Below are 25,440 nucleotides of genomic sequence, written 5' to 3'. Positions count from 1 at the left end.
CAAATGACTGCCTCCTTAGAGTCACTTAACGAAAAACAAAAGGAAGCTATCGAGACCCTAAACGGCCCGGTTTTAGTGATCGCCGGTGCCGGAACTGGGAAAACAAAAACAATCGTCCACAGACTTTCCAAATTAGTCGAATCTGGCATTCCAGCCGAAAATATCCTACTTCTTACATTCACTCGCAAAGCATCCAGAGAAATGCTCACAAGAGCAGTATCTTTATTAGACAAACGTTGTGCCCGAGTCCACGGAGGAACATTCCATTCCTTCGGAAGCCATATTCTTAGAAAATATGCACCTGTTCTTGGATTCTCCTCTCAATTTTCAGTCTTGGACGAATCAGATACTTCTGATATATTCCAACTTTTAAGAACAGAAGGAGAATATGCAAAGCAGAAGTCTAGGTTCCCTTCTAACGATACATTGATCTCCCTCCACTCCTCTATCATCAATCGTGGCAAATCTTTAGAAGAATTATTAGAAGCAGAATATCCTAAGTTTTTGGACCAAGAATCTGCGATCCGTAAAATATTCCAAGAGTATGCAGATTATAAAAAGCAAAGATCTCTATTAGATTATGATGATCTATTGACCTATACAAGAGACCTTTTGAATAAGAATGAAACCGTCCGAAAAAAAGTCTCGGAACAATATAAATATATCATGGTAGATGAGTTCCAGGATACGAATCAAATCCAAGCTCATATCGCATGTTTACTTGCATTGGATCATGAAAACATTTTAGTTGTTGGCGATGATGCCCAAAGTGTATATTCCTTCCGAGGAGCGGATGTAAATGGAATATTCAATTTTCCAAAATTATTTCCTAAAACAAAAACAATCTATTTAGAAAGAAATTACAGAAGCACTCCATCTATCTTAAACTTAGCAAATGTTGTCCTGGCTAATTTTAGGGAAAAATACGAGAAGTATCTATATACTAAAAATGAAGACTTCCAAAAGCCTGCGCTCGTCGGTTATGCGGACGAATTAGAAGAGGCAGAAGGAATCGCAGATCTGATCTTAGAAAGAAGAGAAGATGGCGTTCCTTTAAAAGATATTGCAGTCCTATTTAGATCCGGATGGAATTCGAATCAACTAGAGCTCGTCCTTTCCCAGAGAAATATTCCGTTCTTAAAATTCGGCGGAAAGAAGTTTGTAGAAAGCGCACATGCAAAGGACTACCTTTCTCTTCTAAAAATTAAAGAGAATAAGACAGACTCGGTTTCTTGGCTGAGAGTTTTGTTACTTCTTCCTGGGATTGGAGCTGCAAAAGCAAGATCAATCCTAACAGACTTAGAAAGATCAGGTGGAAATTTAGAAAGGATTATTTCAGAATCCAAAGGCGCCACAGCATCTCATTTAAAAGAATTAAATCATCTAATCAGCGATTCGGAAAAAGACTTAAAAAAACTTTTAGGGAACTTTATAGATTATTATTCTCCCCTACTCGAAAAAAAATATGATGATTTCAAAAGAAGATTAGAAGATCTGAATGCATTCTTAACACTTTCTCAGAAATACGAAACCTTACACGAATTTTTAGTGGATATGAGTTTAGAAGGGCCCAGCCGTAGCCTCGATAAAATCTCTCCAGAGGAAGAAGATGAAAGATTGGTTTTATCTACAGTTCATTCTTCTAAAGGATTAGAATTTGATACTGTAATTCTATTAAATGTTTCAGAAGGTTCTTTCCCTTCCGGAAGAGGAGAAAAAAACTTAGAAGAAGAAAGAAGATTATTTTACGTAGGGATCACAAGAGCCAAAAAGAAATTGGTTCTCACCTACCCTCAAATCTCCCAACAGAAAAATTCGCAATATTTCAATAGAGTTTCGAGATTTGTAGAAGAGATTAGAGAACCTGAAAAAGTATTAGATAAAAGTTATATCAATAAAAAAGAAGAAGCCTCAGGTCCTTCTTCATCCCAAAATCCTCAACAAACCAATGATTCAGATGCCAGAAAGAGACTTAGAGAGTTTTTCGGTTCCTGATTCGAGTCCAGATCGAAACTGGGAAGAACTTCTGGTTTCTATTTGGGATTCCTTAAAAATTAAATCCAGGCGTTTTAAAGAAAGCCAGGTCCGTTCCGTAGAAATTAAATTTTATCCATATAAAAACGGAAATCATTCTGTATCTTACCATAATGGTCTTTTGAGAGCCAAATTTCATACTTCCTTAATGGATGCAAGAGAAGAGACAATATTATCCTTTGTTTCATTACTCATTTCTAAATTGTTGGGACTCAAACCAAAGCCAGCCTGGAAAGAAGAAGTTGCCGAATTCCTAAATTCACTTCCAGAGTCCGAGCTTACAAATTTTAAAAAATTAAAGGAAACCGGGGTAGCTTACGATCTAAAGGTAATTTTAGAAAAAATTTCTTCTTTCTATTTTCCTAAAATGGATGCAAAACTTTTGTCCATTGGCTGGGCAGATCGGTTGGGAAAAAGAAGACTGGGTAGTTACGAAAAACGGAATATGAATATACGTATCAGCCCAATTCTTGACCATACAGACGTTCCACTTTACGTCCTGGAGCACGTGGTACATCACGAAATTCTACATCATATTCTTCCTAGCCGAGTCAAAAACGGCCAAAACTCAATCCATAGCCCCGAATTCAAACGTAAGGAAAAAGAATACGTTAGATACAGAGAGGCCATAAATTGGTTGAAAATGGAATATCCTAAGTTTCTAATAAAAAACCAAAGAGAAATCGGCCTTAGGCTTAAATCAGAATTTTACGGATAAACTTTATGCATCCGAACCATTTCGAAACAGTATATATTCGCAAAAATATAATAGAAGAAGAACTTTCCAAACTTCTAAAAGAATTTTCCGGTTTAAATTACAAAACCCTTTCTGATTATGATAAAGGTGTTTATGACGGATATACCCAGGCAGTTACGGAAGTACTTAGAAAAGTACAGACTAAAAGATAAGATAGAAACACATTCTCAAAATCCTCTGATCGTCGATAAGGATTTTTTACCTTTTCATTCGTTCCAAAAACCAAGTCGTTTATTGCTTTTTGTCACTTCCCAAAAATAGTGATTTTCTTTTTTATAATTCGTTTTATAAATCAGATATGGCTTTCGAAAAGAAAATATTCTTCTCTATTGTTTTTCTTTTTTGCACGAGCACGATCTTACATTCTTCTCCGTACGTTTATAATGATTTTTCTGGGTGGTCAGAGGTTAATCCTTTAACTCCTGATTATTCTAAATATTCGCCCAAATTTTATAACCAGGAATCTTCTACTTTAAATACTGCTGAGCCAAAGGATTTACAAAAGGAAAAAGAACGTGTGGAATTACGTCGTTCTCTACTCGACTGGCACCAAGGTTTAGGTCTTTTGACCTGGGGTTTTTGGCTTGCTACGAATATAGTGGGAGAACAAGCGCTCTCCAATCTTAAAAGGGAATACGAACCTTACGCAAATTATTTACTCATCACTGATCCACAAAAGAATCTAATTTTATATACTGCTCTTATGAAAGCTTCTCCCTGGGATTCAGAATCTTCCGGGAGTATGCATTCTGCTTTGGCAGGAACAACCTTTACTTTGTATGCAGTGACTGCAGGACTTGCATTCTTCTCCCCTTCCAAAAGTTTAGAAAGAGAACCTGGACTTAGTACAATATTCACTCATAAGGCAATGATTTGGATCCATTTGCCTGCAATGCTTGCTCTTCCATTCATTGGAGAAAGAATATCTAAAGAAGGTCCGAGTGCCGCAAATGAAATGAGAGCGGTTGGCTGGGCTGGTTTTGGTGCATTTAGTGTCTCTATCGCAGTTTTTTATTTTTAAGGAGTATTTTGTGTCTTATCTTTTACGTTTTCTGATTTTGTTCTTATTAAGTGTCTCTTCGATTTTTTCAGAAGAATTAAAACTGCAAGAATCTATTATCAATTTTATAGCAATCCATCCTTTCAAAACGGTGAATGGAAAATGTTCCGGCGCTATTGTGAGTCCTATGATATTAACTCAAGGTGCAAATGGTTTACAAATCCCTAAACTTGTAAAAATAGAGATCCCAATTTCCCAAATTAAATCCGGGGATGAAAATAGAGATGAGCATATTATAGAGTCTCTAGGATATCCTACAATAACCAATATCAGTTTTATAAGTACATCTATTACTGCGAAAGAGAATGAATGGACAATCACTGGAAATTTGACAGTTAAGGGTAAGACTAAAACAGTTAAGACACTGGCGACAATTCAGAAAGAAGGGCAAGAAACTATCCTTTCCGGAAAATTCCAAGTTTTGATGAGTGATTTTGATGTGGAAAGACCTAGTTTACTATTTGCGACCGCAAAGGACGAGGTAAGTATTGATTATAGGTTCATTCTAAAACCTTAATTATCTTTTCCCTAAAAGTTCTCGTATCCCATCTTCCAATCCATCTACACTTAAGAAAAACATTGGAAATACTTTTTTGAGTTCGTAGATGGTAGGAGCGTCCCAATATCTTTTCGGTTCAGGATTCATCCAGATCGTGTCGGCCCAGTGGGATTTGATCCGTTTAAAACTATCCAGTCCTGATTCTGGATGTTCAGGAAGTTTTGACTCCTGCCTAAACCTAGAATGATAGAATCCGTAAGAAGGATCCAAAAGTTCATAAGGAGCCATATAGGCATCCCCCACTATGATTACCTTTGTATCGTCTTTATGTTTTTTAAAAAGATTTTTTAGAGGAACAGGATATCGAAGATCTCCCTTAGGATATACTGAATCGTAAACAGAATTATGAAAATAATAATGTCCAAATTCCTTAAAATGATTCATCTGGTGAGCTGCCGAAAATAGTTTACTTACTCTCTCAGCGTAAGGAGTCATACTCCCACCAGTATCCATTAAAAGTAATACTTTGATCCCATTCTTTCTGGTTCGATCAAATACAAGCTCAGGATCTCCTGCATTCTTGCAAGTTGCATCCACAGTTTTAGGAAGATGAAACTCTGGGATACCTTCCTTCCTTAAGTTCCTGAGTTTTTTAAGTGCAATCTTAATTTGTCGAACATCCAGCTGTTCGTCTGTTCTGTAGTCCTTATACTTTCTTTCCATCGCTTGGAAGACAGCTGACTTTCCACCGCCTTCTCCACCGATTCGTACTCCTCCTGGATTTACTCCGGAATGTCCGAAAGGAGAACTTCCTCCAGTGCCGATCCATTTGTTCCCGCCATGGTGTTCTCCTTTTTGATTTTGGAGTCTATCTAAAAACTCTTTCCAGAGTTCTTCTGGAGGGATCATACCTGGGGGGAGTTTATTCGGATTTTCGAATATTGTAGAAAGCCAATCCATCATTTCCTTACGGAAAGATTCTTTAAGCACACCTCTTTCTCCGAATAATTCGGTAAATACAAGATCAAATGCGTCGTAATATTTAACGTCTTTTACTAGACAGAGTCTGGAAACTCTATAGAACTCATTTAAAGAAAGAAATGTTTTGTTCTTGGTAAGTGTATCAGTTGCTTTAAGGAAATCCAAAAGTTCCACAGTGGAGATTGGAACCCCAGATGATTTTAGCCTGTAGAAAAAAGGGAAAAACAAGTTCTTTACCTGAACAATTTCAGATCCTCTTCATTTTTCACAAGAGCGCCTATATATGGAATTCTGCCGTCTTCCGGAAGTTTTGCACCCATATGAATTAGAATTTGTATCCAATCCAGTAGTTCGCTAGTGCCCGGCTTTTTTTTCATATCATCCATGGTTCGGATCACATAAAAGGACTCGAGTGCTCTTTTCAAAAGCGAAGATTCAATCTTAGGAAAATGAGAAGATACTATATCCGCCATAAATGCCGGTTCTGGAAAATCTATATAATGAAAGATACATCGTCTCAAAAATGCCGCCGGAAGTTCTTTTTCATTATTAGAAGTGATGAGAGTTAAAGGCCTATTGACAGCCTTGATCTTACGACCTGTTTCCTGGATCACAAATTCCATTCTGTCCAATTCTAAAAGTAGATCGTTCGGGAATTCTATATCAGCTTTGTCTATTTCATCTATTAATACTACAGAAGGTTCAGTCGCAGAGAATGCTTCCCCAAGAGCGCCCAATCTGATATAATTTTCGATATTACGGACCTTCTCCTTATCTTCCGTAAATCTGGAATCGTTTAGCCTAGAAACTGCATCATAAAAATATAAACCTTCTTTTGCAAGAGAGGTGGATTTTACATGCCAAGAGTATAATGTTTTTTTGGTCTTGAAGGATAGATAATCTGCTAAAAGTGATTTTCCAGTTCCTGGTTCCCCTTTTAACAATAAAGGTCTTGCAGTGATCTCAGCAACTTGGACTGCTTCTTCTAATTCTTTTGAGAGTAAGTATGTTTCGGGCGTGTTTCTTTCTTCGGACATGATCAACCTGCTACGTGAATTTCTGAGATCAAAATATCAGGGACCTTGATAGAAGAATAACTGTCAGAATATTCGTTGGAAATCCCTTGGATCTTATGAAGTAGATCAAAGTAGTTCGTATTCATTGTAATACGATCCACTGCATGTTCCGGTTTTCCATTTTTATAATAGATCCCTTGGACCCCTATAGAAATTTCTCCGGAAACTGCACTACAACCTGCTCCACCTTCCAACTTAGTTACCAAAATACAATGAGAATCGGATGCCAATAATTCATCTCTGGTTTTATTGCCCAAAGGAACTATCATATTAGAAAAGGAGGTGCCTGCTCTTCCTGAATAAGAACGAACTCCGTGACCCGTTGGAAGCACATTATCCTTTTTGGCGGATTCTAAATTATATAGATAAGATTTAAGAATACCGTTTTCCAAAACTTTGGTGCGAGCTGATGTTGGAATTCCTTCTGCATCAACCAAACGAGATCCAGGATAATCTGGAGTATGAGCTTCACAATAAATACTTAATGCAGAAGAGGCAACCTCGTTACCAAGTTTTCCAACTAAACGAGAAGATCCTTTTTGGACCGCATCTGCAAAATAAGGAGAAGAGAACATTCCAAAAATCTGAGGACTGATACGATTTCCTAAAACGATAGTATACACTCCACTCGATAGAGGTTTCGCTCCTAAAAGTTCAGTTCCTCTGTAAGCCGCTTCTTTTGCGATATAGGATGGATCGAATTGGGAAATATCTCTACCCGAACGGTAATAACTTCCCATCTTCTTAATATCACCTTCTGCAACGACTAGGCCTGTTCCAAGATAAGCAACATTGGATTCTTTTTTAACAAATACACCTTTTGAGTTTGCGATCAAACTTTGAGTGGAACTTTTTCCTACTCCTACATGAGGAACATTTTCGACCCTTTTATCTGATTCCCAAGAAGCCTGGTCTAATGCTAAGCCTTGTTCTCTCATCCATGCAAAATCCAATTTTTCTAATGCAGGATTATAATGTTTTAGATCCACTTCTGCCAATGGTTTTGGCCCAGGAAGTTCCATGTCCAACGGATCAGTGATCTCTGTTTGGTCCATTGCATCTCTTACCATTTGGGAAAGAGCTTCTTTACTAAAACGTTCGCTGTAAGAATATCCAGGACGAGAATTGTTCAGAACTCGGATACCAACTCCTCTGGAACGAGAAGTTTCTGTGGAAACAATCCTACCTTTGAATACTTCTATCCCAATGTCTTCCGAGTCAGTGGCGATCAGGTCGAAGGAATCAATTCCATAACGTTTTCCTTCTTCCAATACGAATCCGGCAGCTTGTTCCAAATCCATTATCTTCCCCCCACTAGGATCTCATCCACTTTCAGTGAAGGTTGTCCTACAGTTACAGGGATAGAACCGGAAGAAGCACCACAGGTCCCCGCAGCCAATTCCAAGTCTTTTCCAACCATAGAAATTTTAGGAAGAATTTCATGGCCTTTACCAATCAGAGTAGCGCCTCTTACTGGTTCTGAAATTTTTCCGTTTCGGATGACGTATCCTTCTTCTACTGCAAAATTGAATTCTCCAGTGGCTGGGTTTACTGAACCACCACCCATTCTTTTTGCATAAAGTCCAAAATCTACGGATGCGAACATCTCATCTAAAGAATCTTTTCCAGCTTCAATATAAGTGTTTCTCATTCTAGAAACAGGTGCGTATTGATAAGATTCTCTTCTGCCACTTCCGGTTCTAGCGGATCCTGTTTCCATAGATCCGATCCTATCAGCTAAATATGCTTTTAAAATTCCGTTTTCTATCAGTAGAGTTTTTTGTGTGGGCATTCCTTCATCATCTACCTTCAAAGAACCATATTGTTCTTCAATGGTTCCGTCGTCATAGGCTGTAAGACAAGACTGAGCGATTGACTCTCCTAGTTTCCCTACAAAAGGAGAAGACTTTTTGCGAATAGCTTCCGTTTCCAAAGGATGACCACATGCTTCATGGAAAATTACTCCACCAAAACCGTTGCCCATAACCACAGGCATTTTTTTGCCTTCTATGTAACCTGCGTCCAACATGAAGAGCGCTCTTTCTCCAGCTTTTTGCGCGATATCTTCTACAGCTAATCCTTCAAAAAATTCGAATCCTTTTAAAGCGCCTGGAGATTCACTCGCTACGAATCTTTCTCCTTTATTTTCTGCAGTTACAGATAGGAAAAATCTACTTCTGACCCTAAGATCTTCTACCCAAAGTCCTTCTGAGTTTGCGATTAAAACATTTGTTACTATATCAGAAGCGCTTACTCCTACTTGTATAATCTTAGAAGAAACTTTTCTAGCGACTGAGTCTGCCGTTTGTAGGAGTTCCAACCTTCTAAATGGAGGAACTTTTCTTGGATCATGTATATTTTTAGAAAAAGAATATTTAGAAACATCTCCAGGAAGAGTGAATGTTCCGGAACCATTTGCGACTTCTCCGCGAGAATCTGCGAGTAAGTGAATTAAAGAAAGTAAATGTTGCTGATCGTCATTACTTGTGTATGCATACAAAACATCAGTTCCATATACCAATCTTATCCCGATCCCATAATCGGTTGCTGCAAGTGATTGTTCTATTTTTTGGTCTCTGAGCGAAATGGAAGAATTTCTGGATTCTTCTTCATAAATTTCTACAAAGTCCGCTTTTCTTTTTTTACCCGCGTCGATCAGGGTTTCTATATTGGATTGATTCATAACCTTTTACTTTAGACAGAAATTTTTTGATAATAACGGAAGGAAAAAGGATCATTCGAATTTAGGAAATGGTATCCCGACCGGAGCCGAGGCCAATCCTTCTAATACTAGTCGAATATACTCAGGTCCTTTGATATCTTCGTATCTAGGAACCAAATGAAAATGCATATGAGCTACTTTTTCTGCAACTAAGACTGTATATATTTTAGGAGGAGAATACTTCTTCTGTATCCAATCAGTTGCAAATTGGAAAGTCTCTCCTAAGTCCTTGAATTCTTTAGGGTCCCAGTCTGAATATTTTTCTCTATGAGAAATTGGTTCTATATATAGATAACCTGGGATTTTTTTATCTTCAGGTGCATGGCGAATGATAAAAGAAGAATTTTGGTGGATTAAACCTGGTATCTTTGCCCCGCGCAACACTGCACAAATGGGGCAATCTGGAGATACTACTAATGTTTTTTGGGCCATTACACCCCGCTGCCCTGAGAAAGATAAGACTTATACTTTTCGTAGACCCTAAAGATATAATCCTTATCAGAACAAAAACGAATGATACATCGATAGAAATGGTATCTTTCCAGATCCTTTCTTTCTCCGTTCTCATCTACCTTATGTTCTTTTAAGAGAGACTTTAACATTCCTAAAAATAGGGATCTTTCCTTTTGGTTGTACCCGTCTTGGGAATAACGCACACCCTCCAGAATATTCACGAACTTTTCGGCAGATGTTTGGAATGAATCTGGAGAAGAAAGGAATTCCGACTTCTCTTCCTCTGAAAAAGTAGAAAGATAATCATGGAATAATGTAAGTTGTATTGCCTCTACCAAAGACTGGGTTTTAACCTTTGTTTCGGTATAAAAAGGAGTTTGGATGCTGTATTCCACAAAGTCTTGCCAGGAAGATTTGGTGGTTTGGATTTTATGTAGTTCTAACAGGCTCATATATTTTTAAAGCTTTTCAGTTTGGGGTTTTCGATTATGTTTGAGTAATACAGGATAAAAGCCGCCTATGTCAAAGGTTTTCCGATTCTTCTTTTTGCTTTTCTTTCTCTCCTATCCCTTAAGCCTTATAGCTTCCGAAAAGTCATCGGATGAGTTATTAAACTCATTTTTAGAGTGGTCCGGACATCCAATTTTAGCTGAAGAAAGGATAGTCCATAACCTAAGTATCGAGTATATCGCCGACTTAAAAAAAGACTCCGAACAAAGTTTAGAATTGTTTCTAAAAAACGATCTAAAACCTGACAAAAGACAAAACCAAAAGTCAGGTTTAGATAAACTAAGAAAAGATCTGCAGAGCCTGGAAAGATTCGAAGGTGTGCAGATCCAATTCTCCGGAAAAGATTGGGAAACCCTATTTTACGAAAAGGGGAATTTCCCAGATTCATATTACGAATTCGAGACTGGCACAGTTTCTATTAGATACATATTTCGTAATCTTCCCTATCGTCCTCTGCCTAAATGGGGAGAATTAAAACTACAAGGAAGTTTTCTACTCTTCTCCGAATCTGGATCACTTCTATTATATAAAACAACACCTGACTTTCCCATCAAGGATCTGGACATAAGAGAAGTCAGAACATTCTTTGAAGAAGATAAGAAACATGGCGGAAATGTTAAAAACTTCTCCGAAAACAAAACGGAACTGTATTATTTCCCAAATCATAATATAGTGCCATTCTATATATTACTTCTCTCTAAAATACTTTTGGTATTCTCCTCATTCATTATATTAATATTATATGCTGGAAGGTTCTGGAAATTCCTTTTAGAACAAACACGTAGAAGTCATAAGGCAGAAGTCTCGTTTTTAGAGGGGAAAGAGAAGGCGGAGAATGGATTTTTGTCCGATTAGGCCTTGTTTTTAGAGTCCCATTCTACTACAACCATATTTACTATACATATATTTGCACTTTTTTCAGCCTTAAGTTAATTTTTTGGGTGACATAAGAGTGATTTCATTAGAAACTTTTCCCAGGGAATCTGAAGGTTTTTTAGATCTGACCTGGAATTTGTCCGGGACTAAGAGTATCCTTCGTATTAGAAAAGATTGATTCCCATTAAAAAAGTACACGCAGTTTTATCTGAGGGGGAACCGGGTCTTGGCAAGAGAAGGAGCTAAAGAGTCCATGAAAAAGCAAAAAGAAGAAGCACAGGGTTTGGATGATTCCAAGCGCCAGGCCATAGACCAGGCAATGACCCAAATCGAAAAACAATTCGGTAAGGGCTCCATTATGCGTCTGGGAGCTGCATCTGCAAGCGTGGTTGCCCCTGTTATTCCTACAGGATCCTTAGATTTAGATATCGCATTAGGAATTGGCGGTTATCCATTAGGAAGGATTGTAGAAATCTACGGTCCGGAATCTTCCGGTAAGACAACTCTTACGCTTTCAGCAATTGCAGAATGTCAAAAAAAAGGTGGAGTCGCAGCGTTTATAGACGCAGAACACGCACTGGATCCTGCTTATGCTAAAAAGTTAGGAGTAAACTTAGAGGAACTATTAGTTTCTCAACCAGACAACGGAGAAGAAGCATTAGAAATTTGTGAATCTCTAGTCCGAAGCAATGCGATCGATATCGTGGTCTTAGACTCGGTTGCTGCATTAGTTCCTAAGGCAGAGATCGAAGGCGATATGGGAGATTCTCATATGGGTCTGCAAGCAAGACTTATGTCCCAAGCACTTCGTAAACTTACTGGGACCATTTCTAAGTCAAAGACTGTTGTAGTATTCATCAACCAGATCCGTATGAAGATCGGAGTTATGTTCGGTTCTCCTGAAACTACCACTGGTGGAAACGCATTAAAGTTTTATAGTACGATCCGTTTAGACATCCGCAAGATAGAAACACTTAAAGAGAAGGAAGAAGCCACTGGAAACAGGGTACGTGTAAAAGTTGTAAAAAACAAAATGGCACCACCTTTCCGTCAGGCGGAATTCGACATAATCTTTAACACCGGAATCAGCCGAGAAAGTTCTCTCGTTGACTTAGGGGTAAAACACGACATTATTAGCAAATCCGGGGCCTGGTATTCCCATAACACGGAAAAGATAGGCCAAGGAAAAGAAGCCGCTAAAGAATTTCTGAAATCAAATCCAGAGATCGCCTTCCAAGTAGAAAATATGGTAAGAGATCTGAACGGATTACCCCCTTTAGCACCTGACGGCAAACTACCACCTGCTCCGCCGTCTGAAGAAGCCCAAAAAGCAGCAGGCTAATTACTACTGGCTTTCTTTTTAGAAACCATTGACCGCCGGATGAAAACTCATCCGGCGTTTTTTTATTCCAAGCTTCGTCCCGATTTTTAGAATTGTTTCAAACGCTAGTCAAAAGGAAAATTCATGTCAGAGATCAGCATCATCGGAGCAGGCGGATTCACAGGAAAAGAGTTATTAGGACTTCTTGCTCGCCATCCAAAATATAAGGCTGTACATGTTACTAGCGACAAACTTGCTGGCAAATCTCTTTCCGAAGTTTTTCCAGATCTTGTTTCACCCAATGATCTAGTTTTTAAAAAACATGAGGATGAAGTTCCAAAAGGTTCACTTGTAGTTCTTGCAGTTCCAAACGATGCTGCCTTAGAGTTAGCTCCTAAGTTCCTAGACAAAGGTCATAAGGTAATCGATCTCTCCGGAGTATATCGTCTTCATAACCAAGAAAAATTCGAAACGAATTATAAATTAAAACATACTAGTTTTTCTTTAACAGCAAAGGCAGTATTCGGAATCCCAGAAATCTTCAGGGATAGATTGAAGGGTGCTGACTTTGTTTCCAATCCAGGATGTTTCTCCACTTCAGTGATATTAGCACTCTACTTTTTAGGAAATCTCAGAAAAGAGATCAAACCAAGGATTGTAGCTGATTGTAAATCTGGGATTAGCGGCGCCGGGGGAAGAGTAGAAGATGGAGGATTTTCCTTCAATGGTGTGTATGAAAATTTTAGAGCTTATAAAATTTTAAGTCACCAACATGAGCCAGAGATCCAAGAATATTGTTTTGCTGGATCAGGACTTTCCGAGCCTGAAATTTTATTTGTGCCTCATTTGCTTCCTGTGTATAGAGGAATTCTATCTACGATCTATCTGGAAGCAAATTCAGAAAATCTACCTTTCTTAGATACTCTGATAGAAAATTCTAAATCAGAACCTTTTGTCCGTATCAGAAAAACTCCCGAAGAGATTGATCTGGCAAAAGTGCAACATACCAACTTCTTAGATATAAGCTTAAGACAGAGAGGAAAGAATATCACTATCGTCTCTGCTCTGGACAACCTAATGAAGGGAGCGGCTAGCCAGGCATTACAAAATATAAATTTAATGTTGAACGAGCAGGAAACTCTGGGCCTACTTTCCTAATCCCTATGGAAAAAAGAAGCATCTATCATCTCGTCAGGGACTCTTGTATTCATTACAAGGACAGGCCTTTCCAATGGATCTGGGATGAAAAATTAAAATCATTCTCCGGGATCTCCTATTCTGAATGGTTTTTAAATTTGGAAAATCTTTCCGGATTTTTCAGACAGAAAAATCTGAATAAAGGTGATAAGGTAGGATTATTCTGTGATAATAGGACGGAATGGGCATTATGCTCCTTCTCCGTAATGTGTTCAGGTGGAGCGGATGTTCCTCGTGGATGTGACGCAAGTGAAGAAGAGATATTTTATATCTTAGATCATACTGAATCCAAGATCACATTTATAGAAAAAGAACAGGTCCTAGTCAAACTGGGAAATGTTCTAAACAGATTAAAACATCTAGAAACCATAATACTCATTGAGTCTGAAGAAAACTTTGCCTCATTGGCAAAACTAAAGGCTGCATATCCTAAAATAGAATTTATAGATCTGGAAACTGCGATCGCTCATGGAAGAGCCTGGGTCGAAAAGAAGGGAAAGTCACTTATTCATTCAATCGGAGAATCTTTAACTGAAAACGATATTGCTACAATCATCTATACTTCAGGAACCACTGGCGTGCCCAAAGGTGTAGTTCTAAAACATAGATCTTTTACCTGGACGATTGATCAGTTGCAACAATTTGTGCCTGCAAATTATTCTGATAGAGTTGTAGTCTTCCTTCCTCCTTGGCATATTGCAGAAAGGATTTTAGAAACAGCACTTCTTTCTTGGGGAGCCTCACTCGCCTGCTCCAATGTTTCCGGGCTTACCAGAGACTTTGAGATAATCAAACCTACAGTTTTAGTTTCTGTTCCCAGAGTTTGGGAAGCATTGTATCGTAGGATCTGGGATAAGGTTTCCAAATCTTCTCCTGCAAAACTTGCAATCTTTAAATTGGCTGTCCGAATTGCGGAAACCTATAATTCTTTATTAGATACTGTCTCTGGAAATTATTCAGAAACAGAAGACTCAAATAAAGAGGAGAAGTTGACTGACACAGTAGTATCTACCCTACTTCTACCTATATTCTATTCTTTGAATATTATAGCTCAGAAAATACTCGCACCTGTTAGGGCTCTATTCGGTGGACAACTTAAGTTTGCATTTTGTGGTGCGGGAGCAATGCCTCCCAAAATCCAATTTTTCTTTCGTTCTATGGGAGTTCCTATTATAGAAACTTACGGAATGACTGAGACTACCGGAATGGGAGCATTAGGAAGTTTTCCAATTCCAAAAACAGGAGCAATAGGACCTGTTTTTCCTGGAGCACATATCAAATTAGTCAATGAGCAGAATGTTGTAGTTTCCAGACCTGGAGACAAAGGGATCGCCTGGCATAAGGGCCCTCATGTAACCGCAGGTTATTATAAAAATACAGAACTTACCCAGTCCAATTTTTCAGATGGATGGTTTAACTCTGGTGACTTATTCGTTTGGACCAAAACAGGCGAATTAAAATTTGCAGGTAGAGCAAAGGATACAATCGTCCTTTCGTCAGGAGAGAATGTAGAACCTGAACCAATCGAAGGAAAAATTTTAGAAACTGGTTGGGTGTTGACTGCAGTAGTTTTAGGCCAGGACCAAAAGTTTTTGGCGGTATTAATCGTTCCAGACTTTGCCAAACTTAAAGATCATTTTTCTTCCCAAGGAATTCGCCTGCCTAATGACAATTCTGCCCTGGTCCAAGACCCCAAAGTCCTGAAGTTCTATAAGGATTTGCTCAAGAACACGATCTCAGAAAAAAACGGATTTAAAAATTTCGAAAAAATAGGTGAGTTTCGCCTCTTAGACAAGGAGTTCGAAAAAGGAAAAGAACTCACCGAAACCATGAAAGTGAAAAGAAATAAGGTTGCAGAACTCTATGCCGATCTGATAAAAACGATCTTTCTTTAATCAGATGAGCGACCTTAAAATCCAGGACATCCTTTTCTGCGCAGCTTTCGCGGGAGAAGTCGACAAACTCAAATTAGATCCCAAAATCCATACCTTCGAAGCAGGCATTGGAGAATTGGAAGCTGCTATCAATCTCCAGAAATATCTTTCAGAGTCTTCTAACTGGAAACCCAAAGTGATTTTGGGAATAGGTTCTGCAGGAGTTTATAACTGGATCCCTCGAAAAGATTGGGAAGGTAAATTCGGAATTTCGAAAGTATTCGCAAATTACCAAATCGCATTTTTAGACAAAAAGATCCGACTTCCAGAAAGTATGACTTTTAAGTTGGAATTCCCAGATTTACAGTTCCCGTTTGATGGAAATGATTTTGTAGAATCCGCTACTAACGGAACTGGCTCGGTCACATTAGAAGATTTAAGTCCACGCGCATTAGAAAGGATTAAAGGAGAAGGTTTAGGCTTCGAAAATATGGAAGCCTTCGGTCTTGCGAAAGTATGTAATCTATTTAATATTCCTTTCGGGACAATATTTGCACTTACGAACAAAGTAGGACCAAAAGGAAGTGAAGAATGGAAACTATCCTGGAGAAAACATTCAGATAGACTCCAGGAAAAGATCCTAAGTTATCTCTAACTATTTTTCTGCGGGGAAGAATAGTTTACGGATATCACCAATCGCGGCTTCCGTTTCTAACTCTCCCTTCTTAATGATTTCCTTATATTTTCCAAAATCTGTAAATGCGAATTCTTCGATATGCAAATTGATAAAAAGATCCATTTTTTCTTTCCTCAATTTAGTAATCTCTCTTCCCTCTAATGTTATCGCTCTAGCCATAATCTTTAGAATTGGAGGATAAGTAATATCTTCCCAAAGATTTTTAAAAAATGATTTTCCGGTTACCTTTCTATCTTCCAAAAGTCTCACGATCCCCTCGTCTCTAAGGGGAGAAACGTTCACAGATAAGATCACATCCGCACCTTTTCTTCTAATCAAGTTTTCCGGCACATTATTGATCACTCCACCATCTATCAAAAGATGATCACCTTTGAATACAGGTGGAAACATCCCTGGTAAACTCATTGCAGCAGCGAGCGCTTCCCAGACGGGTCCTTGGTCCATTACATATTCTTGTCCGCTATGAAGATCCACGGCTGAAGTCGCAAACGGGATTTTTAGATCTTCTATCAATTGGGTTCCGAATGCATCCTTTAACATTCTAAGCATTCTTTTACCTTTGAAAAAGGAAATGAGCGGGATGGTAGGATCGAATGGTTTTTCTATTCCTCCAAAAAACTTACCGATCATTTTGAAAATAGAATCGGTGCTTTCTCCCCTTGCATATAATGCTCCGATCACCGCACCGAAAGAAGAACCACTTACAAAATCAAAACGGATCCCTTCTCTTTCTAAAACTTTTAAAAGGCCCACGTGAGCAAGTGCTCTTGCTCCTCCTCCGCCCAATGCAATTCCTCGGGTCCTCGATACCAAATATCTGGCAAATGTCTCCCCCTTATAAAATATCTTTTGGTTGGCGGACTCTTCATGTTTTCTTAATCCGTTTTCGGATACAATAATGCGAGAAGTCCTTCCAGAAAAATTTCGTATTCTTGGTTCCCAATAACCTAATATCTCACTTTTCTGTTTTAGATTTCTTTCCGGTTTTTCTTCCCAGAAAACGATCTGATCACATTGTTGAACAATCTTATCTAACTCTGGTTGGATCTCCGGATTTTTAAAATACAGATGTAGTATAGAAGACTTCTTTCTCAATTGAGCGATTGTTCTGATCATCTCAGAGACTGATTTTCCTTTGAAAGTATCCATTCTCAAAAGGGAAACATGGCCTTCGTGGGACTTCCTACCATTATCCACAATTGACTCTAGATGAACTTTAAAATCCTCTACTTCTTCTATAGGAATATGGCATACAAGCCTTCTAGGAGAATGCATTGGGCTGGAAGAATCTTCCATCACCTCTCTCATTCTCATTCCCATCAGCCTCATTAAGTTTTGAGAAAGTACTCTTTCTTTTGCGGCTAATTTGAGGAAATATTCTCCATCTAAAACGTATAATAATGTATCCAGGATTGCAGTTGCAGAACCAGTGTGAGCTGTTCTTGTTAGAACGCTATTCTCCGCGAATACGTCACCTTCTCCCAAGTAACGAACCGTTTTGCCTGCCTCTCCCAAGGTCATCATTACTTCTCCGTGTCGGATTATGTAAAGTTCCTTGGAGATCTCTCCCTTATAATAAATGACTGTGTGATTATGAACGTTTCGTTCTTCTATATGGCCATAGAGTAAGACTAGTAATTTTCTCGGGAGACCCTTGAATAAGGGGATAGACGCTAAAAATTGCAACGCTTCCGGAGGAACTATTTTTTTCATGCGGGCAAAATCCTAACCTGGGAAATTTATTTTGTAAAGCGGAACTATATCGTACTCTGGTATTAGCCGACGGACCGATAGTAGGAAATCCTCTTGATTTTTGGTCTATCACGTAAATTCTAGCTCCGATGAAGTTAGAATCGGCCAAAGTGGTTGAGATATTCAAAAATTCCGTCACGGACTGGCATAAAGAGGAAACTCTTTCTCCAAATCCATTCCCACAACCTTCCCTTGAGTTCCTATTTTACCAAAAAAACCAAATAGATACCATCCAATGGCATGTGGAAGACGAAATCCGAAGACCTGACCTTCCGGACAAGGAGCTTGTCCAGTTCAAAAGAAAAATAGACGCTTTGAACCAGGAGAGAACTGATTTAGTAGAGCAGATTGATGATCAAATTTCTGCGATGTATAAGTCCGTGGAAAGAAAGCCAAATGCCAGAATGAACTCAGAAACCCCTGCTTGGCTGATTGACAGGATGAGCATCCTGGAACTCAAAATTTATCACATGAAAGAACAAACGGAAAGAAAGGATGTGAGTCCTGAACATATCCAAACTTGCCAAAACAAGTTGAATGTTTTGCTAGAACAAAGGACTGATCTTTCCAAATGTCTGGATGAACTTCTGGACGATTTATCTAAAGGAGATAAATTCTATAAGGTGTATAGGCAGATGAAAATGTATAACGACAAAAATCTGAACCCATCCTTATATACAAAACAAGCATGAATCTTTTGGTGCTAAGATTCTCAGCGATGGGAGATGTCGCCTTGATGGCTCCGGCATTAATCGCCGTAGCCGCCAAGTATACGAATATACAACTCACGGTTGTTACTAGAGGGAATTATGCTCCCTTCTTTTATAATATCCCGAATGTTCATGTAATCGGGATCAATCTTAAAAAGTATAAAGGTCTATCCGGATTATATCGTTTATTCAAAGAATTGAATAAACTTGGTCCATATGAAAAGATCGTAGACCTACACTCTAGTGTTAGATCTCGCTTTATTAGTTTTTTCTTTTGGGTCAGAGGAGTTTCCGTTTTTAGGATTATCAAGGGAAGAAGAGAAAAAATGCGCCAGATCCGTAAAACCAGAAAGGTTTTGCGCAAACTTCCTCACACTGTAGACAGATATCTTAAAGTTTTTGAAAAAGCAGGTTTTCCTGCGACCGTACGAAAAGGCCCTTGGATCAATGTGGATCCTGAATCCAAAATTTATGCAAAAGACTTCCTTCTTGCAAGAAAGATAGACAAAAAAGAAGGACTCTGGGTGGGTTATGCACCTTTTGCAGGTCATAAATTGAAAGAATGGCCTTTAGAAAAAAGCCTAGAATTGCTCAGGCTACTAAAAGAGGAATTTCCTAATATTAGAATTTTCTTATTCGGTTCGTCGCAAGAAGCAGTTCAAATGGAAGAATGGAGAAATGGGGACCAATCCATGACAATCGTTTCCGGTGGTAAACTTGGAATACGAGGCGAATTGGGTATTATGGAAAGAATGGATGTGATTATCGGAATGGATTCTTCTAATATCCATATCGCAGCACTTCTAAAACGCCCTGTGATCGCTTTATTCGGGACTACTCACCCACTTTCTGGATTTGCACCTTTCGGCCAGGAAGACACTGGAGTTTTACAAATAGATGATCTGCCTTGCAGGCCGTGCAGTATTTACGGAAATACGACTTGTTATAGAAAAGACTTTGCCTGTATGGAAAGAATTACTCCAGAAGACGTGATCAAAAGGATCAACGTCATCAAGAATATTAATACACTTTTCTGATCAGCCTAAGATCCCGAAAGGATCCAAAGAGAAGATCGTATTTAATATTGATCTTTTCTTCTTCTTATTCTTTTGCTCTGCAACTGATTTATATACTTCTTCCATTCTATCCACGCATGCTTTCATCTCGTGGTTTTGAGAAATTTTTAAGGATTCCTTGGAGAAGGAAGCATACATTGTAGGATCTTCTAGAATACGAACTGTTTTATCCGCGATATCTCTTACATCGAATGGTTTTGCTATAAATCCATTCACACCATCATGGACGAGTTCTGGGATTGCAAATGAATCCACACCCACCGCAGGAAGTCCGCAAGCAACAGATTCCAAAATTACAAGTCCCTGTGTTTCCATCGTAGAAGCAGTCAAGAACAGATCGTAATTCGGATAATGATTCGGAAGTTCTGCCCTATCTATAAAACCAGTAAAAGTAATTGCTTGGTCTATGCCTAATTTCTGAGCTTGAACCTTAAGAGAAGCTAAAGCAGGTCCATCCCCTATAATTGTTAGCGTAGCCGAAGGGATCTTTTCAATGATCAATTTGAAAGAGTTAATGATTACATCGCAGTTTTTCTCGTAGGAGATCCTACCGACGTGCAGAAGTTTAGGACTTTCCGAAAGAGTTTTAGGACTTCCTTTAAATTGAGAAAGATCCAAACCATTTGATATAACAGCCACAGGTTTCTTTAATCCAAACTCTTCTAACTGCTTTTTGATCAAGTGAGAAGGAGAAATAATTAGGTCACAACGATCGTATAAATTATTCGTAATTTTCAGAATGATCTTTTTACGGATATTGAACTTATCTAATTTTTCAAACTTCACTAAATCCTTTATCTTGATCTTCTTGTTCAACTTTCCAATTCTCATGAAAAGTTTATCCAATTTCAAAAGACGATAGAAAGAAAGATACATGTCCTGTTCAGACATCAATGTATGATAGGTCCCAATACTTGGGATCCCATACTTTTCAGTAGCATTGATCCCGTAGACTCCCATAAGCCCTGGAGTGTGGATATGCACCAGATCAGGTTGGAATTCTTTGATTGCTCTTTTTATTTTAGAAGGAGAAGGTAAAACAACTTTGATATCAGGGTAACTAGGCAAATATCCACTTCTGAATCTTTCCAGACGAATATGATCTCCCATTTTATCGAAATCACCTTCTCCATAACGTGGACAACAAATTAAAAATTCATGTCCTCTTTCGGCAAGGGCTTCCGCAAAATTTCTCATAGAAATAGCGACCCCATCTATTTTGGGTAAAAACGTGTCCGAAAAATAAAGAATCTTCATCTAGGTTCCTAATGCGGAACCAATCTCCTCCACAATATGGATTTTACCACTCCATTACAGAAATCTATGTGAAAAATAATCGAATTTACAAAGAATAGATGAGTGAGATTATTTCCAGAATCCAGATGAAAGAGTTTTTAAAAAAGGCACATCTATTCTGTTTACTCGCAACCCTTCCTTCCATAGGAATTTCGGTCAGCCTCAGCCAGGGATTTCTGATTCTTTCCTTTTGTTTTGGATTAGCGGATCAAGTGAAAAGCGGAAATTGGAAGGAGATCCTACCAAATCATCCTGTTTCTAAAATTTCTATTTCTCTGTTTCTATGGTATGGGATCGTATTTCTGATCCATCTGGTTTTAGACAATTCTAGCGGATATGCAAAGGCTGCTTGGAATGGAGAACTTAAAGACTTCTTCCTTTTTTTCGGCTTACTCTCTGTAGGATTTACTACAAAGGACGATTTACCAAAAGTTTATCGAGCGCTCTTCTGGCTTTTTCTACTTTTAGTATTCACAGGAGTCGCAGGAGGATTTACTCCAGTCCGACTTTCCAGACTTATTAGTGATCTATACAAAACTTCCAGCAGTTATAGATTCACCCATCCACTAGGCTCACTTTCTTCCATTCCTCTTTACATCTCCATAGGTTTAATGAACACTCATTTGACCTTTGGTGGTTTATTACAATTTTTCTCCGCTTTTGCGGTTTTTGGATTTCTAAGGACTTTGATCCAAGGTGACAAAAAGAAAATCCTACTAGCAGGACTTTTACTATTTTTATACTGTTTAGTATTCTTATTGAATCAAGCGAGATCTAGCATGATCGGAGCCGGCGTAAGTATCTTTTTTGCGGGTGTTCATTTATTCTTTATCAGAAAAGAATTTTCGAAATCCTTTTTAATAAAGGGAGCTTCCCTATTTTTAGGGCTCTTATTTTTGATCGGTCTTGTTTTAGCATTCAGCCCAGCAGGCAAAAAAGTTATAGGTCCACTTTTTGGAAAAGAAAAACATACTGACTCCGGAAGAACATTCATTTGGGATTCCAGTTTTCCACTCATCCAAGAACATCCTATCATAGGAGTTGGCCCGGGAAATTATAATAAAGAGATCGAAAACGTAAGAATAGCTCATTCAGAAGAATATTCTGAACTCTCCTATTTTTACGAAGTTACACAAAGAGGACATGCTCATAACGATTATTTCCATCTGGCGTCAGTGTTCGGAATTCCAGCTGCTTTGATCTATTTGGTATTAGGTGCAATTCTAATTGCTTATCTATTCCAATCCAAACAAGACTTTCAGCAACTATTATTCTTTTACGGACTAATTGGGTTCTTTGTGTCTGGTCTGTTCCAGTGTTATTTCCAAGACGACGAAGTAGTAATTCTATTTTGGATTTTATTAGGTCTTTTCGTAAAAGGAGAAGTTCTGATCTCAAAGAGAGATAACACATAATTGTTTCCTTCTTTGAGTCTGAAGTCCTTGTTCAGCAAAAAATTCCAGGTCGGATTTAGAATATTGATCTGAAGAAGTTTTGCCTTCTTTAAAATTGTAAGCTGCGAATAAGATCTGCTCTGGCCAGTTCAGATTATAATTGGCGGATTTATAACAAAAGTAAAGACCGAAGTTCTCATATTCAATTATTGCAACACCTGAATTAGAACTTATACTTTCAGCGAGATAATACACCCCATCTTCCACTTCGATTCCTAGTTTCTTCGGAAGTTTTCCTCTTTCTAAAAGCCAAACATATTGAGGAGAATTTTCGGAGAGAAGCGCGCTAAGTTCAGATTCGTTTGGAAAAACCCAGGCACCAGCAGATCCTAAAAATTGAGAAGGTCTTAAGAAGATATTAGGTTTCGAAATTGTAGAATGAAATTCTTGCATCAAAACAGATTTAGGAAGAGAAAGGACTTTAGTTCCGTTTCTTGCGAATGATTGAATTCCTAAATTCTCTGCTTCTATTTTTGGAAATTCACCTTTTCCCCCAAAGGACCGGGAGCTAATCGATTCATAATCTGCAATAGATTTACAAGATTCTTCCTTCCACCGATAGACATTATTCCAGCGAAACCAAGCAAATCCAATCTCTAAAAATGAATCTTCCGGTTGGAGTTGAGATCTACAAATCTGATCAGTTTCAGAATCGTAATTATGATTGTTATCTGTATTAAGTGGCAAATTTGATTCCGAAACTTCTACAAGTTTGGATTTGTTTGTTATATTTTCCCATTCTTGCTTAAACTCTTTGGCAATCCTTGCATCTTTTATTCGGATCAAAATTTCTCTGTTAGAATCCCTTGCGCTCAAAGAATAATTATAAGATCCAGTCAATACTTCTATATCATCCAAGATCATAGTTTTATGATGAAGAAGTCCTCCTTTACCGATTGTGGGATCATCTAGAATATCTTCGTTACCATCTTCCATGATCTCAATTCCTGGAAGCTTTGAGAGAATTTTCCCTTCCGGATCCACGGGACGATTATAAACTCCGCTGATAAATCCGTGATTCGCTCGAGTAAATCCCGAACTTAAAATTGGATCGTAATGATCGAAAATGAGATATTGAATCGAATCTTGAGACGAAAGAACAGAATCCAAAAGCCTATTTTGGACCAAATTCCCTTCCTGAGGAGAATTCCAAAATTCTAATCCTCCAATTTTTAAAATAGGAAATGGATATTCTTCTTTTAAGAATGAATGAAAGTTTTCCCAGTCTTTTGAATTCAGTTTAAATTCTAAATACGCATTATGGTCCTGTTCCAAACCATAATATGTAAAATTACCTGTCCCCATAAACACCAACGAATGATCTCCAACCAACACCTTTGTATGTTGTAACCCCGTTCCCTTCCAATATTTCAAAAAAGGTAAAATAGAGCCTGGGTAATTTTTTCCCCATTCTCCCATAAGTTCTAAACGAACTCCTCTTTTATTTGCATTCAAAAGTTCAAATTCGATTTCTGGATCATCGAATGAATAAATATGCATATAGATAGAATGTTTAGTCTCACGGATAATACGTAGTATCTCATCTCGGACATTTCTCTTTTTGCCGATGGGAACAAATCTCCCAGGATAGGAAAAGAACACCTTAGGATATAATTCATCTTCCCAAAATAGCGAAACTTCTTCTTCCGTTCTTTCGCAGTATAGGAAGTAAAGAATGATAGGTATGAAAAAACAAAACTTCTTCATCTCCAAACTCCTACTATACGAAAGAGCATGTACCATTGTTTAAGTCCTGTTATTGAATCTGATTCAAAACCGCCTAAATCTAATTCAATCTTTGAAGAATCATCTTCCAGAGGAGACCAGGCAATACTTACACCTACCTCTCTCAGGAATTTGTTTTGCATATTCTTAGAAGAAATTGTCCAAAGACCGGAAGAAGAATTTTCTTCTTTTAAAAACCCTATATAAGTAAAATGGACACTCGGTGATATCCCGAAAAACTTTCCTTCTGCTTTCCAACCAAATAGATTTGCGGGACGTTTACCTGGAAAATTTGTTTCTTCTCTTTCCAAACCTCTGTCTGTGATCCAAGCTGCCGGATAAAATCCCCAGACTTGTTGTAAGATAGGATTTGAAATGGGAGAAGCACCCATTCCAACAAAACCCATTTCTAAAATTTCACCCTGAGAAGATCTTTTTTCTCTATCAGGTAAAAAACCAAAAAAGGAAATTTTTCCGTATGTATTATAAAATCCTAAATCAAATCGGAGAGCTTCTCCACTGATTGGAATAGATCTTTCAGCACGGGAGAGATGATATCCAGTTTTATCGATCCCTCTGGAAAGAAAGAAGTCCCCAGAAATATAAAAATATTTCCATATAAATCCAAGTCCTAGTTTCCATTCTACAAGGTAGTCTTTGTCTCCTTCTATACTTTCAGACTTGGATTCTTTCGTATCAGATCCGAATCTACCCCAGTCGCCCAAGGAAAGATAACGCACCTTAAGTCTATACAGAAAATGATCTTCTTTGTTTCCTGTCAGACTTATCCCAGCCCTATACCTAGACTGGGAAGAAAACACCGTATCCTTTTCCGAAATTAATTCATCTCTTGCTTGTTTCGGAAGTAAATATTCTCTTCCCTGCAGTTTCAACCATTGGTTTTCTAATAAAGGGAATCCTCTATATAGATCCAAAATATCAAATCTGATCTTGATATGATCCAATTCAGTTTCTGCAAATAAACCTTCTACTCCATCTTTCCAAGAAGACCAGGCGGGAAATTCCTCGACGTCTGATTTTCTTCCTGCTCCCCATAAGAATCCTTTGTACAAAATTCCAAAGTATGAATTCCTCCCTGGTAAAAGTACAACACCTGAATTAGGAGTACTGATTAGATTCCATTCTAAGTTTGTTTGAAATTTTTCATTATTTCTCTCAAATTTGAATCCCAATACAGCAGGAGAGGCTAATGCAGAAATTCGTGAAGTTTCTTTTTCTTCCGAGATCCGTCCTTGCGTACGAAACAAGATCCACTGAAAATATATCTCTAAAGAAGATTGTTTTGCTTCCTCTGATGATATGAGTTGTGCGTATAAAAATATAAATAAGAGGAAGATTCTTTTCATGAG

At 38.2% G+C, this 25,440-nt stretch carries 23 protein-coding genes; 13 read left to right on the top strand and 10 right to left on the bottom strand.

Annotated elements, in window-relative coordinates; translation table 11 throughout:
* Positions 1-3: 3 nt before the first annotated feature.
* The 5 genes from CH362_RS09610 to CH362_RS09590 all read left to right on the top strand — a co-directional run bounded on the left by CH362_RS09610 (position 4) and on the right by CH362_RS09590 (position 4,368).
* Entirely contained in the window at positions 4-1,995 is a 1,992-nt protein-coding gene (locus CH362_RS09610) for an ATP-dependent helicase (RefSeq protein ID WP_100710129.1), read from the top strand.
* Positions 1,958-2,752: a SprT-like domain-containing protein gene (locus CH362_RS09605; RefSeq protein ID WP_100710128.1), complete on the top strand. Its 795-nt coding sequence runs from the start codon at positions 1,958-1,960 to the stop codon at positions 2,750-2,752. The genes CH362_RS09610 and CH362_RS09605 overlap by 38 nt, the downstream gene beginning before the upstream one ends.
* 5 nt (positions 2,753-2,757) lie before the next feature.
* Positions 2,758-2,943, top strand: coding sequence for a hypothetical protein (locus CH362_RS09600; RefSeq protein WP_100710127.1), 186 nt, complete (start codon positions 2,758-2,760; stop codon positions 2,941-2,943).
* Positions 2,944-3,089: 146 nt separating this feature from the next.
* The gene (locus tag CH362_RS09595) at positions 3,090-3,812 is read left to right on the top strand and encodes a hypothetical protein (protein ID WP_100710126.1); all 723 of its coding nucleotides are present in this window, start codon (positions 3,090-3,092) and stop codon (positions 3,810-3,812) included.
* Between the two features lie 10 nt (positions 3,813-3,822).
* Positions 3,823-4,368 (top strand): YceI family protein, encoded by a 546-nt coding sequence (locus tag CH362_RS09590; RefSeq protein WP_100710125.1) that lies wholly within the window; start codon positions 3,823-3,825, stop codon positions 4,366-4,368.
* Here the strand turns inward: CH362_RS09590 and CH362_RS09585 are convergent, their stop codons facing one another.
* From CH362_RS09585 to CH362_RS09560, 6 genes are read right to left on the bottom strand one after another with little or no spacing between them, the layout of a single operon-like run.
* Positions 4,369-5,559 (bottom strand): VWA containing CoxE family protein, encoded by a 1,191-nt coding sequence (locus CH362_RS09585; RefSeq protein ID WP_100710124.1) that lies wholly within the window; start codon positions 5,557-5,559, stop codon positions 4,369-4,371. It lies immediately after the preceding gene.
* A gap of 5 nt (positions 5,560-5,564) precedes the next feature.
* On the bottom strand, positions 5,565-6,368 hold the full coding sequence (locus CH362_RS09580) for an AAA family ATPase (RefSeq protein WP_100710123.1): 804 nt from the start codon (positions 6,366-6,368) through the stop codon (positions 5,565-5,567).
* Between the two features lie 2 nt (positions 6,369-6,370).
* Positions 6,371-7,708 carry a TldD/PmbA family protein gene (locus CH362_RS09575; protein ID WP_100710122.1) on the bottom strand — a complete coding sequence of 446 codons (1,338 nt, stop codon included), beginning with the start codon at positions 7,706-7,708 and terminating at the stop codon, positions 6,371-6,373.
* Entirely contained in the window at positions 7,708-9,090 is a 1,383-nt protein-coding gene (locus CH362_RS09570; protein ID WP_100710121.1) for a TldD/PmbA family protein, read from the bottom strand. Before CH362_RS09570 ends, CH362_RS09575 begins: the two co-directional genes overlap by 1 nt.
* Positions 9,091-9,141: 51 nt before the next feature.
* A complete protein-coding gene (locus CH362_RS09565; protein ID WP_100710120.1) occupies positions 9,142-9,561 on the bottom strand; it encodes an HIT family protein in 420 nt (139 codons plus the stop codon).
* Positions 9,561-10,034: a hypothetical protein gene (locus tag CH362_RS09560; protein ID WP_100710119.1), complete on the bottom strand. Its 474-nt coding sequence runs from the start codon at positions 10,032-10,034 to the stop codon at positions 9,561-9,563. The genes CH362_RS09565 and CH362_RS09560 overlap by 1 nt, the downstream gene beginning before the upstream one ends.
* A 67-nt stretch (positions 10,035-10,101) precedes the next feature.
* Between CH362_RS09560 and CH362_RS09555 the strand changes: the two genes are divergently transcribed.
* The 5 genes from CH362_RS09555 (at position 10,102) to CH362_RS09535 (ending at position 16,015) form a co-directional block, all read left to right on the top strand.
* Positions 10,102-10,947, top strand: coding sequence for a hypothetical protein (locus CH362_RS09555; RefSeq protein WP_100710118.1), 846 nt, complete (start codon positions 10,102-10,104; stop codon positions 10,945-10,947).
* A 274-nt stretch (positions 10,948-11,221) separates the two neighbouring features.
* Complete coding sequence (recA, locus tag CH362_RS09550; protein ID WP_100710252.1) at positions 11,222-12,310, top strand: recombinase RecA; 1,089 nt, start codon at positions 11,222-11,224, stop codon at positions 12,308-12,310.
* 123 nt (positions 12,311-12,433) lie between these two features.
* Entirely contained in the window at positions 12,434-13,447 is a 1,014-nt protein-coding gene (argC, locus tag CH362_RS09545; protein WP_100710117.1) for an N-acetyl-gamma-glutamyl-phosphate reductase, read from the top strand.
* A 5-nt stretch (positions 13,448-13,452) separates the two neighbouring features.
* Positions 13,453-15,381 (top strand): AMP-binding protein, encoded by a 1,929-nt coding sequence (locus CH362_RS09540; protein ID WP_100710116.1) that lies wholly within the window; start codon positions 13,453-13,455, stop codon positions 15,379-15,381.
* 4 nt (positions 15,382-15,385) lie between these two features.
* Positions 15,386-16,015: a phosphorylase gene (locus CH362_RS09535; RefSeq protein ID WP_100710115.1), complete on the top strand. Its 630-nt coding sequence runs from the start codon at positions 15,386-15,388 to the stop codon at positions 16,013-16,015.
* On the opposite strand, the gene CH362_RS09530 is transcribed toward CH362_RS09535, so the two are convergent.
* Positions 16,016-17,770 (bottom strand): patatin-like phospholipase family protein, encoded by a 1,755-nt coding sequence (locus CH362_RS09530; protein ID WP_100710114.1) that lies wholly within the window; start codon positions 17,768-17,770, stop codon positions 16,016-16,018. It lies immediately after the preceding gene.
* Positions 17,771-17,898: 128 nt separating this feature from the next.
* On the opposite strand from CH362_RS09530, the gene CH362_RS09525 reads away from it, so the two are divergent.
* Together CH362_RS09525 and CH362_RS09520 are read left to right on the top strand one after the other, a co-directional pair.
* Positions 17,899-18,501 (top strand): DUF4254 domain-containing protein, encoded by a 603-nt coding sequence (locus tag CH362_RS09525; RefSeq protein ID WP_100710113.1) that lies wholly within the window; start codon positions 17,899-17,901, stop codon positions 18,499-18,501.
* Positions 18,498-19,556, top strand: coding sequence for a glycosyltransferase family 9 protein (locus tag CH362_RS09520; protein WP_100710112.1), 1,059 nt, complete (start codon positions 18,498-18,500; stop codon positions 19,554-19,556). Before CH362_RS09525 ends, CH362_RS09520 begins: the two co-directional genes overlap by 4 nt.
* On the opposite strand, the gene CH362_RS09515 is transcribed toward CH362_RS09520, so the two are convergent.
* Complete coding sequence (locus CH362_RS09515) at positions 19,557-20,852, bottom strand: glycosyltransferase (protein WP_100710111.1); 1,296 nt, start codon at positions 20,850-20,852, stop codon at positions 19,557-19,559.
* 125 nt (positions 20,853-20,977) lie between these two features.
* Here CH362_RS09515 and CH362_RS09510 point away from each other — a divergent pair, with 125 nt between their 5' ends.
* The gene (locus CH362_RS09510) at positions 20,978-22,306 is read left to right on the top strand and encodes an O-antigen ligase family protein (protein ID WP_244280535.1); all 1,329 of its coding nucleotides are present in this window, start codon (positions 20,978-20,980) and stop codon (positions 22,304-22,306) included.
* Here the strand turns inward: CH362_RS09510 and CH362_RS09505 are convergent.
* Together CH362_RS09505 and CH362_RS09500 are read right to left on the bottom strand one after the other, a co-directional pair.
* Positions 22,286-24,052, bottom strand: a complete 1,767-nt coding sequence (locus tag CH362_RS09505) for a phospholipase D-like domain-containing protein (RefSeq protein WP_100710109.1) — start codon at positions 24,050-24,052, stop codon at positions 22,286-22,288. The genes CH362_RS09510 and CH362_RS09505 overlap by 21 nt on opposite strands.
* Entirely contained in the window at positions 24,049-25,437 is a 1,389-nt protein-coding gene (locus CH362_RS09500) for an LA_2168 family protein (protein ID WP_100710108.1), read from the bottom strand. The genes CH362_RS09505 and CH362_RS09500 overlap by 4 nt, the downstream gene beginning before the upstream one ends.
* Positions 25,438-25,440: the final 3 nt, after the last annotated feature.

It is taken from the genome of Leptospira saintgironsiae, from assembly GCF_002811765.1.
Lineage (GTDB): Bacteria > Spirochaetota > Leptospiria > Leptospirales > Leptospiraceae > Leptospira_B > Leptospira_B saintgironsiae.
Note: the sequence above shows the minus strand (reverse complement) of the source record. Positions and strands in the feature narration are given on the sequence as shown.

Bases quoted from the DNA above. Each gene is read 5' to 3' on its own strand.
- CH362_RS09610 (WP_100710129.1), top strand. From the start codon at position 4: ATGACTGCCTCCTTAGAGTCACTTAACGAAAAACAAAAGGAAGCTATC.
- CH362_RS09605 (WP_100710128.1), top strand. From the start codon at position 1,958: ATGCCAGAAAGAGACTTAGAGAGTTTTTCGGTTCCTGATTCGAGTCCA.
- CH362_RS09600 (WP_100710127.1), top strand. From the start codon at position 2,758: ATGCATCCGAACCATTTCGAAACAGTATATATTCGCAAAAATATAATA.
- CH362_RS09595 (WP_100710126.1), top strand. From the start codon at position 3,090: ATGGCTTTCGAAAAGAAAATATTCTTCTCTATTGTTTTTCTTTTTTGC.
- CH362_RS09580 (WP_100710123.1), bottom strand. From the start codon at position 6,368: ATGTCCGAAGAAAGAAACACGCCCGAAACATACTTACTCTCAAAAGAA.
- CH362_RS09575 (WP_100710122.1), bottom strand. From the start codon at position 7,708: ATGGATTTGGAACAAGCTGCCGGATTCGTATTGGAAGAAGGAAAACGT.
- CH362_RS09570 (WP_100710121.1), bottom strand. From the start codon at position 9,090: ATGAATCAATCCAATATAGAAACCCTGATCGACGCGGGTAAAAAAAGA.
- CH362_RS09565 (WP_100710120.1), bottom strand. From the start codon at position 9,561: ATGGCCCAAAAAACATTAGTAGTATCTCCAGATTGCCCCATTTGTGCA.
- CH362_RS09560 (WP_100710119.1), bottom strand. From the start codon at position 10,034: ATGAGCCTGTTAGAACTACATAAAATCCAAACCACCAAATCTTCCTGG.
- CH362_RS09555 (WP_100710118.1), top strand. From the start codon at position 10,102: ATGTCAAAGGTTTTCCGATTCTTCTTTTTGCTTTTCTTTCTCTCCTAT.
- recA (WP_100710252.1), top strand. From the start codon at position 11,222: ATGAAAAAGCAAAAAGAAGAAGCACAGGGTTTGGATGATTCCAAGCGC.
- argC (WP_100710117.1), top strand. From the start codon at position 12,434: ATGTCAGAGATCAGCATCATCGGAGCAGGCGGATTCACAGGAAAAGAG.
- CH362_RS09540 (WP_100710116.1), top strand. From the start codon at position 13,453: ATGGAAAAAAGAAGCATCTATCATCTCGTCAGGGACTCTTGTATTCAT.
- CH362_RS09535 (WP_100710115.1), top strand. From the start codon at position 15,386: ATGAGCGACCTTAAAATCCAGGACATCCTTTTCTGCGCAGCTTTCGCG.
- CH362_RS09530 (WP_100710114.1), bottom strand. From the start codon at position 17,770: ATGAAAAAAATAGTTCCTCCGGAAGCGTTGCAATTTTTAGCGTCTATC.
- CH362_RS09525 (WP_100710113.1), top strand. From the start codon at position 17,899: ATGAAGTTAGAATCGGCCAAAGTGGTTGAGATATTCAAAAATTCCGTC.
- CH362_RS09520 (WP_100710112.1), top strand. From the start codon at position 18,498: ATGAATCTTTTGGTGCTAAGATTCTCAGCGATGGGAGATGTCGCCTTG.
- CH362_RS09515 (WP_100710111.1), bottom strand. From the start codon at position 20,852: ATGAAGATTCTTTATTTTTCGGACACGTTTTTACCCAAAATAGATGGG.
- CH362_RS09510 (WP_244280535.1), top strand. From the start codon at position 20,978: ATGAAAGAGTTTTTAAAAAAGGCACATCTATTCTGTTTACTCGCAACC.
- CH362_RS09505 (WP_100710109.1), bottom strand. From the start codon at position 24,052: ATGAAGAAGTTTTGTTTTTTCATACCTATCATTCTTTACTTCCTATAC.
- CH362_RS09500 (WP_100710108.1), bottom strand. From the start codon at position 25,437: ATGAAAAGAATCTTCCTCTTATTTATATTTTTATACGCACAACTCATA.